A 15,530-nucleotide genomic window follows, 5' to 3' on the forward strand; every position below is an offset into this window, starting at 1 on the left:
CGACAACTCGACCGTCCCGTTCACGCGCCCTCACTCCCCTGCCCCTTGTCGCCTCCGGCGCGAAGCAACCCCCGCAGCCGCTCCCACCCCCGCTCGTACGCGAACGCCTCCTCGCCCCACCGCAGCGCCGGCACGGTCACCACCAGCCCTGACGGGTCCCGTTCCAGCACATGCACCTCGGCGATCCGGCGCCGTCCGGCCCCGTCGCGGGCGAGATGCAGGACCACCGACAGCGCGGCCGCCAACTGGCTGTGCAGCGCGGCCCGGTCGAGCCCGGCGGCCGTACCCAGCGCCTCCAGCCGCGCCGGTACGTCCGCCGCCGCGTTCGCGTGGACCGTTCCGCAACCGCTGTGACCCGTGTTGAGCGCGGCCAGCAAGTGCACGACCTCGGCGCCCCGGACCTCTCCGACCGCCACCCGGTCCGGCCGCATCCGCAGCGCCTGCCGGACCAGATCCTGGAGCGTGACCAGGCCCGCGCCCTCCTGGTTGGCGGGTCTGGTCTCCAGGCGTACGACGTGCGGATGGTCGGGCCGCAGCTCCGCCGAGTCCTCCGCGAGCACGATCCGCTCGCCCGGGCCGACCAGCCCCAGCAGGGCGCTCAGGAGGGTCGTCTTGCCGCTTCCCGTGCCGCCGCTGATCAGGAACGAGAGCCGGGCGTCGAGCAGCGCCCGCAGCACCCGGTCGCCGCCCGGCGGTACCGTCCCCGCGGCCATCAGCTCGTCCAGGGTGAACGCGCGCGGCCGTACCACCCGCAGCGACAAACAGGTGCAGCCGACGGCGACCGGAGGCAGTACCGCGTGCAGCCGCGTCCCGTCGGGCAGCCTGGCGTCGACCCAAGGGCGGGCGTCGTCGAGCCGCCGTCCGGCCACCGCGGCCAGGCGCTGCGCGAGCCGTCGTACGGCGCCCGCGTCCGGGAAGGACACGGCGGCCAGTTCCAGTCCGCCGCCCCGGTCCACCCACACCCGGTCCGGGGCCGCCACCAGGACGTCGGTGACCGACGGATCGGCGAGCAGCGGCTCCAGTGGGCCGGTGCCGACCAGTTCGGACCTCAACCGCTCGGCGGCGCCCAGCACTTCGGCGTCCCCGAGCACCCTCCCCTGCTCCCGCAGGGCCTGCGCCACGCGCGCGGGTGTCGCCTCGGCGCCGCTCTCGGCCAGCCACTGCCGTACGCCGTCCAGCAGCCCGGCGGGCGCCCCCGGCCCCTCGTCCCAGCGCACGCGGCTCATACGCCACCCGCCTCGGCCAGCGCCCGCTCCCAGAACACCGTGCAGAACCGGGCCAGTGGCCCGCGTGGGGCCGCTCCCGGAGGCGCCTTGCCCTCGTGCGGGCGTGCCAGGGCCGATTCGACGGGGACCTCGCCCACCAGGGGCAGGTCGAGCAGCCGGGCCACCTCGTGGTCACCCAGGCCGGGTGTGTACGGCCCCCGTACCGCCACGCGCAGGTCGCGCAGGACCATGCGGACGGCGGACGCCACCCGGCCGGCCGCCGCGACGGCGCGCAGTTCGCCGGGGACCACCAGGATGCCGACGTCCAGCTGGGCGAGGACCTCGGCGACGCCGTCGTCGATGCGCCTCGGAAGGTCGACGACGACCGCTCCGCCGCGCCGTCTGGCCGCGGCAAGCACCGCGCGTACGGCTTGGGGCGGGACGGCCACGCAGTCTCCGCGGTCCCAGCTCAGCACCCTCAGGGAGTGCAGTTTCGGCAGCGACTCCTCCAGGGCGCCGCCGCCGACCCGGCCGCGCGAGGCGGCGAAGGCCGGCCAGCGCAGTCCGTCGGCCGTCTCACCGCCGAGGAGTACGTCGAGTCCGCCGCCCAGTGGATCCGCGTCCACGAGGAGGGTGCGCAGTCCCTCGCGCGCGGAGGTGACGGCGAGCGCGCAGGCCAGCGTGGACGCTCCGGCCCCGCCCCGGCCGCCGATGACGCCGACGGTGAGCGCGGGCCTGCCCACGCCCTCGGCGACGTCGGCGATCCGGTCGACGAGCCACTGTTCGCCGTCGGGCAGCATCAGGACGTGGTCGGCGCCGATCTCGACGGCCCGCCGCCAGACCCCGGAGTCGTCCTGGTCCCGCCCGACCAGCACCACCCCTCGCCTGCGTGCGGCCCCGCGCACCCGCCGTACGGCGTCGTCGCCGACCAGGACGAGCGGTGCGGCCTCCCAGCCACCGCCCCGCTCGGGCACCCCGTGGTGCACTTCGGGTGTGGCGCCTGCCGCCGCGCACAGGCGCAGCAGGTCGTCCAGCAGACCGGCGTCCTCGGTGACGATCAGCGGTCCGCTCTGCCGTCCCTCGGCCGCAGGCTGATCGTTGTCGTGCGTGATGGCTCCTGCCATGGTTTCCGGCCCCCTTCGCTAGTTCCCGGACATGCGGAGAACCGGCGAGCGGCCTCCATATGAACGGCCGGCGGAAACCGGCCAAGCGCGTTCGACAAACCGAACCGGCCATGAACTCGCCGCGAGCGGGACGCGCTGGAATCACGATGAGGCGAACCCGGAAATCGTGTGGATCTTGGTCGATATCTGTGGACAACACAGTGGTTGTGGATATCTCCCTCACCCAAACAGGTGACTGCTGTACGACTTTCCCCAGAGCAGCACAACGGCTACGCACAGTGACGAATCGCGGGCATGCGAAAGAGGCGGCCGAAGCCGCCTCGTACGGCGCCACGGCCGCGAAGGAAGGATGAAGGAAGAACTAAAACCCACCCGGACATGCGACGACCCCCGCCGGGGGGGAGAGCGGGGGTCGTCCCCACGGTTCGACTCGGGGGGGGAGGAGCCGGACCGGGTTAGCACGGTCGCGAACGATCCGTGACTTCCATGGTGTACCCGACAGCCCTCCAGGGCAAACCCACGCGCCACACCTTACGCCGAATGGTGGGCGCCTATGCTCGGGCTCGTGGAAAACCACTCCTTGCCCCGCACAGCCGCCTTCTTCGACCTGGACAAGACGGTCATTGCGAAGTCGAGCACGCTCACGTTCAGCAAGTCGTTCTATCAAGGCGGTCTGATCAACCGCAGGGCCGTCTTGCGTACCGCCTATGCCCAGTTCGTCTTCCTGGCGGGCGGCGCCGATCATGACCAGATGGAGCGCATGCGCGAGTACCTGTCCGCGCTGTGCCGAGGCTGGAACGTCCAGCAGGTCAAGGAGATCGTCGCCGAGACGCTGCACGACCTGATCGACCCGATCATCTACGACGAGGCGGCCTCCCTCATCGAGGAGCACCACACCGCCGGCCGTGACGTGGTGATCGTGTCCACGTCGGGCGCGGAGGTCGTCGAGCCGATCGGCGAACTGCTCGGCGCGGACCGGGTGGTGGCCACCCGCATGGTCGTCGGCGACGACGGCTGCTTCACGGGCGAGGTGGAGTACTACGCGTACGGGCCCACCAAGGCCGAGGCGATCAAGGAGCTGGCCGCCTCCGAGGGATATGACCTCTCACGTTGCTACGCGTACAGCGACAGCGTCACCGACATACCCATGCTGGCGTCCGTCGGCCATCCGCACGCCGTGAACCCGGACCGCGCACTGCGCCGGGAAGCGGTCGCCCGCGGCTGGCCGATCCTGGACTTCCACCGCCCGGTCCGGCTGAAGCAGCGCCTGCCCGCGCTCTCCGTACCGCCGCGTCCGGCCCTGGTCGCCGCTGCCGCGATAGGTGCGGCGGCGGCCACGGCGGGGCTCGTCTGGTACGCGAGCAGGCGCCGCCCGACGGTCGCCTGACCCGCCTCTCCGGCCCCGTCCGGGGCCATCAGGCACACCGGCGCCCGAATCCTGCCCGTTTGATCACAAAAGTAAAGAAGTACAGCCAGGGCTTCCGCTTACTCCAGTCCAGGAGTAGAAAGGACTTAACGGCCCGCGAGACCAAGGACATCCGAAAGGATCACCTTAATAACGCAATTGGCCCCACGGACCGAGCATGGACACTGGGCACCCACGCGACGTCGACCCGTCGATTACGGGCCAGCCGCACCAGGTGACGGGCCAAGTTCCCGACCTGATGGGCAATATCTCGAGGACGCTTGGTAACCGGGTGGACATGCCAGCGGCGGTACGAATCCTCGTGCCGCCGCATCCCTTTGCAGGCCCTCCGCGGAGGGCCTTTTCGCTGCCTTCCCTCGCGTATCCGCTTTTACGCCGCCCCGCGCTGCAACGCCTCGCACACGGCGGTCGATTCACGCGCCCCGAGTTCAACCGCCCGGCCACAGTGCGCGATCCACACCGCCATGCCTTCCGGGGTGCCGGAGACGTAGCCCTCGAACGCCGCCAGGTAGGCCGCGCGGCCCGGTTCGGCGTGGCCGACCTCCGCCGGGCACACCGACTTCGGGTCGAGGCCGCTGCCGACCAGGACGATCCGCTCGGCCGCGCGCGCGACAAGGCCGTTGTGGGAGCCGAAGGGGCGCAGCGCGAGGAGTTCACCGTGCACGACGGCCGCCGTGACCAGGGCGGGCGCGGAACCGCCCGCGATGATCAGCTCCGCGAGTCCCTCCAGCCGCCCGGACACCTCGGCCGCGCTCGGCAGCGGCAGTTCGACCAGTGGCTCGTCGACCGGCTCGCCGTCCTGGCGCGGGCGCCCCACCTCGTCGCCCGCGCCCGCGGCGGCGACCAGATGCAGCCGGGCCAGCACGCGCAGCGGCGACTGGCGCCAGATGGACAGGAGTTGGCCGGCCTCCGCGGTCAGCCGGAGGGCCGCGCCGACGACCCGGGCCTCGTCGTCACCGCTGAAGTCGGTGCGCCTGCGCACCTCTTCGAGGGCCCAGTCGGCACCGGAGAGGGCCGCGGAACCGCGGGCGCCGCGCAGGGCCGCCTCGCCGGTGATCTCGTTGCTGCGCCGCCGCATGATGCGATGCCCGTAGACCCGGTCCACGGACTTGCGCACGGTCTCCACGGAGTCGGCCACCCCGGGCAGCGATCCCAGGGCTGCGAGCGGATCGGCGGTCGCGCCTGTCGTACTCATGAGTACGACCCTACGCACTCCGGAGAGCCAACCCACGAAGGAGTGGACTTCCTCACGCCCCCTGGACACCCTTGGCGGTCGCCCCACTACCGTTAGTGAACATGAAAATTGCTTTCGTCGGGAAGGGCGGCAGCGGCAAGACCACGCTGTCCTCGCTGTTCGTCCGCCACCTCGCGGCCTCCGGGGCGCCGGTCCTCGCCATCGACGCCGACATCAACCAGCACCTGGGCGCCGCACTCGGCCTCCACGACACCGAATCCGCCGCGATGCCCCCGATGGGCGAGCGGATGGAGCTGATCAAGGAGTACCTCCGCGGCACGAACCCGCGTATCGCCTGCGCCGACGCGATGATCAAGACGACCCCGCCCGGCGAGGGTTCGCGGCTGCTGCGGGTCCAGGAGACCAATCCGGTGTACGACGCCTGTGCGCGACCGGTGGAACTCGACGGCGGCGCCGTCCGTTTGATGGTCACCGGCCCGTTCACCGAAGCCGATCTCGGAGTGGCCTGCTACCACTCCAAGACGGGCGCGGTGGAGCTGTGCCTGAACCATCTCGTCGACGGCCCGAGCGAGTATGTCGTCGTCGACATGACCGCGGGCTCGGACTCCTTCGCGTCCGGCCTGTTCACCCGCTTCGACATCACGTTCCTCGTCGCCGAACCGACCCGGAAGGGAGTCTCCGTCTATCGCCAGTACAAGGAGTACGCCCAGGACTTCGGGGTCGTCCTGAAGGTCGTCGGCAACAAGGTGCACGGCCAGGACGACCTCGACTTCCTCCGCGCCGAGGTCGGCGACGACCTACTGGAAACGGTCGGCCACTCGGACTGGGTGCGCGCCATGGAGAAGGGCCGCCCCACCCGGTTCGAACTCCTGGAGGACACCAACCGCCGCTCCCTACGCCGCTTGCGAACGGCCGTCGACGCCACCTACGACCTCCGCGACTGGGAGCGCTACACCCACCAGATGGTCCACTTCCACCTGAAAAACGCCCACTCCTGGGCCAACGCAAGAACGGGAGTCGACCTGGCGGCCCAGGTCGACCCCGGTTTCGTCCTGGGCGAGCAGATGACGACGACCACTGTCTGAGGGCGGCGAGAAGGGGTCCTGGGTCGGGCGCGCGCAGCGCCCCGACAGGGGCGCGGGGAACTGCGCGACCAGCCCCCACCGCCCCGCACCTGACGAACCACCCCGAACAACCCGCTACCTCTTACCCGCAGGCGCCCCCGGCACCCCCTTCGGCGCCGGGGCCGATGCCGAAGCCGGGCGGCCAGCCAAGAAGGCCGCCCACCCACCCTTTGGCGCCTCCCCAACCCCAAGCGTCCGCAACCGCTCCAACACCTCCGGATCCTGCGCATCCAACCAGTCCGCAAGCTGCCGGAAGGAAACACACCGAACATCGGCCTTCGTACACACCCGCTCGATGACCTCCTCCACGGCGCGCATATACACCCCCCCGTTCCAGGACTCGAAGTGGTTGCCGATGATCAGCGGCGCCCGGTTGCCCTCATGCGCACGCTCGAACCCCTTGAGGAGACCGTCCCGGAACTGGTCGCCCCAGTACTCGTGCCGGGCCTTGTCCCCCGTCCGCGCCCCGGACTGGTTCATGTAGAAGTTGTAGTCCATGGTCAGAGTCTCGAAGCCGCGGCCGGGCATCGGGACGAGCTGCATGGACAGGTCCCACAGGCCCTTCTTCCTCTCGGGCCAGACCTGGTCGTTGACGCCGCTCGTGTCATAGCGGAAGCCCAGTTCGCGGGCGGCGCTCATGAAGTTCTTCTGCCCTTCCAGGCAGGGGGTGCGGGCGCCGACGAGTTCCCGCTCGTAGTCGAAGGGCAGTGGGGACGCCTTCTTCATGCCGGTGGTGGTCTTCCAGGACTTCACGAAACGTTTCGCCTGGGCGATCTCGTCCTTCCAGTCCTCCACCGACCACTCACCGACACCGCCCCCGGCGCCGCAGAAGTGTCCGTTGAAGTGGGTGCCGACCTCGCTGCCCTCCAGCCAGGCGAGCCGCAGCTGCTTCACGGTGTCGGCGATGCCCTGCTCGTCGTTGAAGCCGATGTCGGAGCGGCCCGGTGAGTGCTGGGGCGGCCGGTACAGGTCGCGCTTGTCCTCCGGGAGCAGATACACGCCGCTCAGGAAGTACGTCATCGTCGCCTTGTTGGCCTTGGCCACCTTGCGGAAGTGGGAGAAGAGCCGCTGGCTGTCCTCACCCGCGCCGTCCCAGGAGAGGACGACGAACTGCGGCGGCTTCTGGCCGGGCTTGAGGCGCTCGGGTCTGGGCTGGTAGGGCTGGGCCCCGGTGTACGCGGTGGAGCCGTCGCCGATCAGCCGGACCGCGCTCCTGGGCGCCGGGGCCGGGGCCGCCTTCTTCGCCCCGGGCGCACCTCCCTTCGTACCGGAGCCGGTACCTCCCGCCCCGCAGCCGCCGAGTGACGCGGCACAGGCCGCGACGGCCACGACGCTCGCGGCGATCCTCTTGGTGACGGCCATGTCCGCCCACCTCTTCCTTCGTTCGGGCCGGCGCTTTCGGGCGCGGCGCCGTCAAGGTCGCACGGGACCAAAGAAGGAATTAGTACGACAAGCCGATCAAAAGCCCAGTTCACCCTTCAGAGTGATCCATTACCCTATTTGCCCGTAAAATCCATACTCGGCCTTTACTGTGCATTACGATCCATTTACCGAGCGTTGATAAATCCCGCCGCTGCACGCCGTGACCACACGGCCGCGACCCGCCCCCCGCCACAGACGGGGGACCACCTGTTCCGCGACCGCGCTGCCCCGGAGGAGACGGGAAACATGTCTGCCTGCGTCCCCACTCGCGCCCCCGACCCGACTCGGACGAAGCGCATGCACCAGCCCCACAGCCCACCACTGCCGCCAACCCCGCCCCGCCGCTTCCGTATCGCGGGCGCCGATGTGTCGGCCGCGATCGCGGTCTTCCTGATCGCCCTGCCCCTGTCCCTGGGCATCGCCCTCGCCACCGGCGCCCCGCTCCAGGCCGGCCTGGTCGCCGCCGCCGTCGGCGGAATCGTCGCCGGACGGCTCGGCGGCTCCCCGCTCCAGGTGAGCGGCCCCGCCGCCGGGCTCACCGTCGTCACCGCCGAACTCATCCAGCGGTACGGCTGGCGTACGACCTGTGCCATCACCGTCCTCGCCGGGCTCGCCCAGCTCGGCCTCGGCTGTCTGCGGGTGGCCCGCACGGCGCTCGCCGTCAGCCCCGCCGTCGTCCACGGCATGCTCGCCGGCATCGGCGTGACCATCGCCGTCGCCCAGCTGCACATCGTCCTCGGGGGTACGCCGGAGAGCGCGGTCCTCGACAACCTCCGCGCGCTGCCCGCCCAGTTGGCCGGTCTTGACCCCGACGCCGTGTCGATGAGCGTGTTGACGCTGACCCTGCTGCTGCTCTGGCCCCGGCTGCCCGGCCGGGCGGGGAGCGTGCTGCGCAAGGTGCCGGCCGCGCTCGTCGCCGTCACCGGCGCCACGCTCACCGCCGCGCTCGCCGGGCTGAGCCTGCCCAAGGTCGACCTGCCGTCCTGGCGCAGCCACGCGCTGGCCGGGCTGCCCGAAGGACCCGTGCTCGGCCTTGTCGCCGCCGTGCTCACCGTCACGCTGGTGTGCAGTGTGCAGTCGCTGCTCGGCGCGGTCGCCGTGGACAAGCTGGTGGCCTCCCGACCCGATCTGCTGGCCGGACGGACCGAGCGGTCGGGGGGTGCGACCCGTGTCGGCCGCTCCGACCTGAACCGTGAGCTGCTCGGCCAGGGCGCCGCCAACGTCGTGTCCGGGGTGCTCGGCGGGCTGCCGGTCGCGGGCGTGGCCGTGCGGAGTTCGGCGAATGTGCAAGCCGGTGCCGTGAGCCGGAACTCCACGATGCTGCACGGCGTTTTCGTAGTAGTCGCCGCGTTGCTGATGGTTCCGATCCTGGAGCTGATCCCGCTCGCCTCACTCGCCGCCCTGGTGATGGCCGTCGGCATCCAGATGGTGTCCCTGCACCACATCCGCACGGTGACGCGCCACCGCGAGGTCCTGGTCTACGCGGTGACGACCCTGGGCGTCGTCCTGTTCGGCGTCCTCGAAGGAGTGCTGCTGGGCGTCGCGGTCGCCGTCGCCGTCGCCCTGCACCGCCTCGCCCGCACCCGGATCACCTACGAAGTGAGAAGCGACGAGAGAGAGGGAGTCCATTACGTACACGTACGAGGACAGTTGACGTTCCTCGCGGTGCCCCGGCTCAGCCGGACCCTGCACCTCGTGCCCCGGGGGGCCGACGCCGTCGTGGAGTTGGACGGCTCGTTCATGGACCACGCGGCGTACGAATCGCTGCAGGACTGGCAGAACACGCACACCGCGCAGGGCGGCACCGTCGAGGTGACCGGCCGCACGGGCACCCGTATCGCCGAGCCCACGAACGCCTCCGACTGCCGCTGCCGGCCCTGGACGCCCTGGCGCAACCACCAGTGCGAGGTCCCGGAGCCCGGACAGGGGCGAGGGGACTCGGTGAGTGGGTCCGGCGGGGCGGGCGGTCCCATCGTTTCCCCCAGTTCGCCCGACTCGGTCGACGCGGCCGATTCGCTCGGTGCCGTCGAGCCGAGCGGGCACCAACTGGCGCGCGGTATCAGCGCGTTCCAGCGGAACACCGCTCCGCTGGTGCGCGGTGAGCTGGCCCGGCTGGCGCGTGAGGGGCAGCGGCCCTCGCAGCTGTTCCTGACGTGTGCCGACTCGCGGCTCGTGACGTCGATGATCACCTCCAGTGGTCCCGGCGACCTGTTCGTCGTGCGGAACGTCGGCAACCTCGTGCCGTTGCCCGGCGAGGAGAGCGGGGACGACTCGGTGGCCGCGGCGATCGAGTACGCGGTGGACGTGCTGGAGGTGCGTTCCATCACAGTGTGCGGGCACTCCGGGTGCGGGGCCATGCAGGCGCTGCTGAGCATGGAGCCCGGCGGCGCGCGGACGCCGCTGAGGCGGTGGCTGCGGCACGGGGCGCCGAGCCTGGAGCGGATGGCCTCGGCGGACGGGCCCTGGGCGCGGCTCGCCGGGCGGGCGCCCGCCGACGCGGTCGAGCAGCTCTGCCTGACCAATGTGGTCCAGCAGTTGGAGCATCTGCGGGCGCACGAGTCGGTGGCTCGGGCGCTGCGGGAGGGTGCGCTCGAACTGCACGGGATGTACTTCCATGTGGGTGAGGCGCAGGCGTATCTGCTCAGTGGAGAGGTGGGCGGGGACGAGGTGTTCGATCATGTGCGGGCGGCCGGACTGTCCGCCTGACGCCGGCGGATGAACCGGGCGACCGTCGCGCACGTGACCTTGGTTGTCCCCTTCACGAGGAGGCGAGCCGACGGGATCGACCTGACGGCCTGATAGTCCGACAACTTGAGGGCGCAAAGGTCTAAACCAATTTTCCGTCGGCCCTTGTCATCGGGCGCCTCGGTCTGATGAGCTGTGGCCCGGGACACAACGGACACCCTGGGAAAGGGAGATGTCGTGAGCAACGAAAGCCTGGCCAACCTGCTCAAGGAAGAGCGCAGGTTCGCGCCACCCGCCGAGCTGGCCGCGGACGCCAACGTCACGGCGGAGGCGTACGAACAGGCCAAGGCTGACCGGCTCGGCTTCTGGGCCGCGCAGGCCCGCCGGCTGACCTGGGCCACCGAGCCGACCGAGACCCTGGACTGGTCGAACCCGCCGTTCGCCAAGTGGTTCAAGGACGGCAGCCTCAACGTCGCGTACAACTGCGTCGACCGGCATGTCGAGGCCGGCAACGGCGACCGGGTCGCCATCCACTTCGAGGGTGAGCCCGGCGACAGCCGCGCGATCACCTATGCCGAACTCAAGGACGAGGTCTCCAAGGCCGCCAACGCCCTGCTGGAGCTGGGGGTTCAGAAGGGCGACCGGGTCGCCGTCTACATGCCGATGATCCCGGAGACGGCGATCGCGATGCTGGCGTGCGCCCGGATCGGCGCCGCGCACTCCGTCGTCTTCGGCGGGTTCTCCGCGGACGCGCTCGCCACGCGTATCCAGGACGCCGACGCGAAGATCGTCATCACCACCGACGGCGGTTACCGCCGGGGCAAGCCGTCCGCGCTCAAGCCCGCCGTCGACGCCGCCGTCGAGCGCGTCGACAACGTGGAGCACGTGCTCGTCGTCCGCCGTACCGGCCAGGACGTCGAGTGGCACGACAGCCGGGACGTGTGGTGGCACGAGGTCGTCGACCGGCAGAGCACCGAGCACACGCCCGAGGCGTTCGAGGCCGAGCAGCCGCTGTTCATCCTCTACACGTCCGGTACGACGGGTAAGCCCAAGGGCATCCTGCACACCTCCGGCGGCTACCTCACCCAGGCGGCCTACACCCACCACGCCGTCTTCGACCTCAAGCCGGAGACCGACGTCTACTGGTGCACCGCCGACGTCGGCTGGGTCACCGGGCACTCGTACATCGTGTACGGGCCGCTGGCCAACGGCGCGACACAGGTGATGTACGAGGGCACGCCGGACACCCCGCACCAGGGCCGGTTCTGGGAGATCGTCCAGAAGTACGGGGTCACGATCCTCTACACGGCGCCCACCGCCATCCGTACGTTCATGAAGTGGGGCGACGACATCCCCGCGAAGTTCGATCTCTCCTCCCTCCGGGTGCTGGGGTCCGTGGGCGAGCCGATCAACCCCGAGGCGTGGATCTGGTACCGCAAGCACATCGGCGGCGACGCGACGCCCATCGTCGACACCTGGTGGCAGACCGAGACCGGCGCCATGATGATCTCCCCGCTGCCCGGGGTGACCGAGACCAAGCCGGGGTCCGCGCAGCGGGCGCTGCCCGGGATCTCCGCCACCGTGGTCGACGACGAGGCACACGAAGTGCCCAACGGAGGCGGCGGTTACCTCGTACTGACCGAGCCGTGGCCGTCGATGCTGCGCACCATCTGGGGCGACGACCAGCGGTTCATCGACACCTACTGGTCTCGTTTCGAGGGCAAGTACTTCGCGGGTGACGGCGCCAAGAAGGACGACGACGGGGACATCTGGCTGCTCGGGCGCGTGGACGACGTCATGCTCGTCTCCGGGCACAACATCTCCACGACGGAGGTCGAGTCGGCGCTGGTGTCCCACCCCTCGGTCGCCGAGGCGGCCGTCGTCGGCGCCGCGGACGAGACCACCGGGCAGGCCATCGTCGCCTTCGTCATCCTGCGCGGCACCGCCACCGAGACCGACCACCTCGTCGCCGACCTGCGCAACCACGTCGGCAACACCCTCGGCCCCATCGCCAAGCCCAAGCGCATCCTGCCGGTCGCGGAACTCCCCAAGACCCGCTCCGGCAAGATCATGCGCCGCCTGCTGCGCGATGTCGCCGAGAACCGGGAGCTGGGTGACGTGACCACCCTGACCGACTCCACCGTCATGGACCTCATCCAGACGAAGCTGCCGGCCGCGGGCAGCGAGGACTAGGAAGAGAACTACTGGGGGTTCCTCCGGGCGGCGCTTCCCGCGCACCTTAGGTAGGCTAAAGATCGCGTCAACAACGCGACAAGATCCGCGAGGATCGCCAAAGGTGCGCCGGGAAGTCTGGTCGGCACGCGTTCCGTGCTGCCCACCGACCGGAGGTCCCCCGTGGTCGCCCCCCGTACTGCCAACCGCAAGCTCCTCGGACGGCTCTCGCTCCCCGAACGGACGTTCGTCGCGGACGCGTTGCGGACCGAGACCGTCGGCGGGGTGCTGCTGCTGCTCGCCGCGATCGCCGCGCTGGTCTGGGCGAACACGCCGATCAAGGACACGTACGAGACCGTCCTCGACTTCCACATCGGGCCCGCCTCCCTCGGGCTCGACCTCTCCCTCCAGCACTGGGCCGCCGACGGACTGCTCGCGGTCTTCTTCTTCGTCGCCGGTATCGAACTCAAGCGCGAACTCGTCGCCGGGGATCTGCGCGACCCGAGGGCCGCCGCGCTGCCCGTCGTCGCCGCCCTGTGCGGAATGGCCGTACCGGCGCTCGTCTACACCCTCACCAACCTCACCGGCGGCGGTTCGCTCGCCGGGTGGGCCGTGCCGACGGCCACCGACATCGCCTTCGCGCTCGCCGTGCTCGCCGTCATCGGTACGTCCCTGCCGAGCGCCCTGCGGGCGTTCCTGCTCACGCTCGCCGTCGTCGACGACCTGTTCGCCATCCTGATCATCGCGGTCTTCTTCACGGACGACCTGAACTTCGCCGCGCTCGGCGGCGCGTTCGCCGGCCTCGCCGTCTTCTGGCTGCTGCTGCGGAAGGGCATACGCGGGTGGTACGTGTACGTCCCGCTCGCGCTCGTCATCTGGGCGCTGATGTACAACAGCGGCATCCACGCCACCGTCGCCGGGGTCGCGATGGGCCTGATGCTGCGGTGCACGACCCGGACGGAGGACGGGGAGACCCACTCGCCCGGTGAGCGCGTCGAGCATCTGGTGCGGCCTCTGTCCGCCGGGCTCGCCGTGCCGTTGTTCGCCCTGTTCAGCGCCGGGGTCTCGGTGTCCGGCGGGGTGCTGGGGGACGTGTTCAGGCAGCCCGAGACGCTCGGGGTCGTGCTCGGGCTCGTCGTCGGGAAGACGCTCGGGATCTTCGGCGGGACCTGGCTGACGGCCCGCTTCACCCGGGCCTCGCTCAGCGACGACCTCGCCTGGGCCGATGTGTTCGCCGTCGCCTCGCTCGCCGGGATCGGGTTCACCGTCTCACTGCTGATCGGCGAACTCGCGTTCGACGGCGACGCCGCGCTCACCGACGAGGTCAAGGCCGCCGTCCTGACCGGCTCCCTCATCGCCGCGCTCGCCGCGACCGTACTGCTGAAGATCCGCAACGCCCGCTACCGCCGGATATGGGAGGCGGAGGAGCGCGACGACGACCAGGACGGCATCCCCGACATCTACGAGGAGCACGATCCGGCGTACCACCTGCGCATGGCCGAGATCTACGAGGGGAAGGCGGCAGAGCACCGGCGCATCGCCGACCTCAGGACCGCCGAACTCGAGGCCGCCGAGCGGGACCGGCTTGCCGAAGTGGCGGGCGGGGCGGGCGACGGGGGTGACGGTCCGGCATGATCTGACACGTAAACAGTCAGACGTCCGAGCAAGACAACGGCAAAACAATCAGGGAGACCTCGATGAGCGCACCCGACGGCAACCCGGTCGGCGCCGAACGGAGCATCGGCCAGTTGTTCGCCTCGGCGACGACCGAGATGTCCGCGCTGGTGCACGACGAGATCGCGCTGGCGAAAGCGCAGCTCAAGCAGGACGTGAAGCGCGGCGCGACGAGCGGCGGCGCGTTCCTGGTGGCCGCCACGGTTCTGGTGTTCTCTCTGCCGATGCTCAACTTCGCACTGGCGTACGCCATTCGGACCTGGAGCGACTGGAATCTCGCCCTCTGCTTCCTGCTGTCGTTCGCCGCGAACGTCCTCCTCGCCCTGCTGCTGGTGCTGGTCGGCGTGGTCTTCGCGAAGAAGGCCAAGAAGAGCAAGGGCCCGCAGAAGGTCGCCGCGTCCATGAAGGAGACGGCGGGCGTCCTCCAGAAGGCCAAGCCACACCCCCGGCCCGCCCCGGTGAGTGATGCGGTCGAGGTTGTGGCACGCTCGTCCTCATGACGGACCCCGCCACACCCCCGGCGCACCCCTCATCCACCCAGCCCGCCTCGGCGGTACGGCTCGCCCTTCCCGGCGGGCGCGAGGTGCACCACCGGGATGTCGCCGCGAACGGCGCCCGGTTCCACATCGCGGAGCTGGGCGAAGGGCCGCTGGTCATGCTCGTGCACGGGTTCCCGCAGTTCTGGTGGACCTGGCGGCACCAGCTGACCGCCCTGGCCGACGCCGGGTTCCGGGCCGTCGCCATGGACCTGCGGGGCGTGGGCGGCAGCGACCGTACGCCCCGGGGTTACGACCCCGCGAACCTCGCCCTCGACATCACGGGCGTCGTCCGGTCCCTGGGCGAGCCCGACGCCGCGCTGGTCGGCCACGACCTGGGCGGATACCTGGCGTGGACGGCCGCGGTGATGCGCCCCAAGCTGGTACGGCGGCTCGTGGTGTCCTCGATGCCCCACCCCCGGCGCTGGCGCTCGGCGATGCTGTCCGACGTCAAGCAGACGGCCGCCGGTTCCTACATCTGGGGGTTCCAGCGGCCCTGGATCCCGGAGCGGCAGCTCATCGCGGACGACGGCGCGCTGGTCGGGCGGCTGATCCGGGACTGGTCGGGGCCGCGGCTGCCGGACGACGAGGCGGTGGAGGCGTACAGCAGGGCGATGTGCATCCCGTCGACCGCGCACTGCGCGATCGAGCCGTACCGCTGGATGGTCCGGTCGATGGCCCGGCCGGACGGCATCCAGTTCAACCGGCGTATGAAGCGGCCCGTGCGGGTGCCGACGCTGCATCTGCACGGCTCGCTCGACCCGGTGCTGCGGACACGCAGCGCGGCGGGCTCCGGGGAGTACGTGGAGGCGCCGTACCGCTGGCGTCTGTTCGACGGGCTGGGGCACTTCCCGCACGAGGAGGATCCGGTCGCTTTCTCGACGGAGCTGATCAACTGGCTCAAGGACCCCGAGCCGGACCGCTGAGCTACCGGCGACACACTGGAACACCTGTACTACGAACAGCC

The 15,530-nt window shown here is 70.6% G+C and carries 11 protein-coding genes; 7 read left to right on the plus strand and 4 right to left on the minus strand.

Annotated elements, in window-relative coordinates; genetic code table 11:
• Positions 1-20: 20 nt before the first annotated feature.
• Positions 21-1,226: a TadA family conjugal transfer-associated ATPase gene (locus tag LUX31_RS19755; RefSeq protein WP_235476108.1), complete on the minus strand. Its 1,206-nt coding sequence runs from the start codon at positions 1,224-1,226 to the stop codon at positions 21-23.
• Complete coding sequence (ssd, locus tag LUX31_RS19760) at positions 1,223-2,329, minus strand: septum site-determining protein Ssd (protein ID WP_235476109.1); 1,107 nt, start codon at positions 2,327-2,329, stop codon at positions 1,223-1,225. The genes LUX31_RS19755 and ssd overlap by 4 nt, the downstream gene beginning before the upstream one ends.
• A gap of 553 nt (positions 2,330-2,882) precedes the next feature.
• On the opposite strand from ssd, the gene LUX31_RS19765 reads away from it, so the two are divergent.
• Positions 2,883-3,716, plus strand: a complete 834-nt coding sequence (locus tag LUX31_RS19765; protein ID WP_235476110.1) for an HAD family hydrolase — start codon at positions 2,883-2,885, stop codon at positions 3,714-3,716.
• A 409-nt stretch (positions 3,717-4,125) separates the two neighbouring features.
• Here LUX31_RS19765 and LUX31_RS19770 read toward each other — a convergent pair whose 3' ends face one another.
• On the minus strand, positions 4,126-4,950 hold the full coding sequence (locus LUX31_RS19770; protein WP_235476111.1) for a Fic family protein: 825 nt from the start codon (positions 4,948-4,950) through the stop codon (positions 4,126-4,128).
• Between the two features lie 101 nt (positions 4,951-5,051).
• Between LUX31_RS19770 and LUX31_RS19775 the strand changes: the two genes are divergently transcribed.
• The gene (locus LUX31_RS19775; protein ID WP_235476112.1) at positions 5,052-6,035 is read left to right on the plus strand and encodes an ATP-binding protein; all 984 of its coding nucleotides are present in this window, start codon (positions 5,052-5,054) and stop codon (positions 6,033-6,035) included.
• 114 nt (positions 6,036-6,149) lie between these two features.
• Here the strand turns inward: LUX31_RS19775 and LUX31_RS19780 are convergent, their stop codons facing one another.
• Positions 6,150-7,436, minus strand: coding sequence for a hypothetical protein (locus LUX31_RS19780; RefSeq protein ID WP_235476113.1), 1,287 nt, complete (start codon positions 7,434-7,436; stop codon positions 6,150-6,152).
• Positions 7,437-7,742: 306 nt separating this feature from the next.
• On the opposite strand from LUX31_RS19780, the gene LUX31_RS19785 reads away from it, so the two are divergent.
• The 5 genes from LUX31_RS19785 (at position 7,743) to LUX31_RS19805 (ending at position 15,489) form a co-directional block, all read left to right on the plus strand.
• On the plus strand, positions 7,743-10,202 hold the full coding sequence (locus tag LUX31_RS19785) for a bifunctional SulP family inorganic anion transporter/carbonic anhydrase (protein ID WP_235476114.1): 2,460 nt from the start codon (positions 7,743-7,745) through the stop codon (positions 10,200-10,202).
• Positions 10,203-10,376: 174 nt separating this feature from the next.
• Positions 10,377-12,374, plus strand: coding sequence for an acetate--CoA ligase (gene acs, locus LUX31_RS19790; RefSeq protein ID WP_235476115.1), 1,998 nt, complete (start codon positions 10,377-10,379; stop codon positions 12,372-12,374).
• A 162-nt stretch (positions 12,375-12,536) separates the two neighbouring features.
• Complete coding sequence (nhaA, locus tag LUX31_RS19795) at positions 12,537-13,988, plus strand: Na+/H+ antiporter NhaA (RefSeq protein WP_235476116.1); 1,452 nt, start codon at positions 12,537-12,539, stop codon at positions 13,986-13,988.
• A gap of 62 nt (positions 13,989-14,050) precedes the next feature.
• Entirely contained in the window at positions 14,051-14,527 is a 477-nt protein-coding gene (locus LUX31_RS19800) for a phage holin family protein (protein ID WP_235476117.1), read from the plus strand.
• Entirely contained in the window at positions 14,524-15,489 is a 966-nt protein-coding gene (locus LUX31_RS19805; protein WP_235476118.1) for an alpha/beta fold hydrolase, read from the plus strand. The genes LUX31_RS19800 and LUX31_RS19805 overlap by 4 nt, the downstream gene beginning before the upstream one ends.
• Positions 15,490-15,530: the final 41 nt, after the last annotated feature.

This window comes from Streptomyces sp. GQFP (genome assembly GCF_021545335.1).
Classification (GTDB): Bacteria; Actinomycetota; Actinomycetes; order Streptomycetales; family Streptomycetaceae; genus Streptomyces.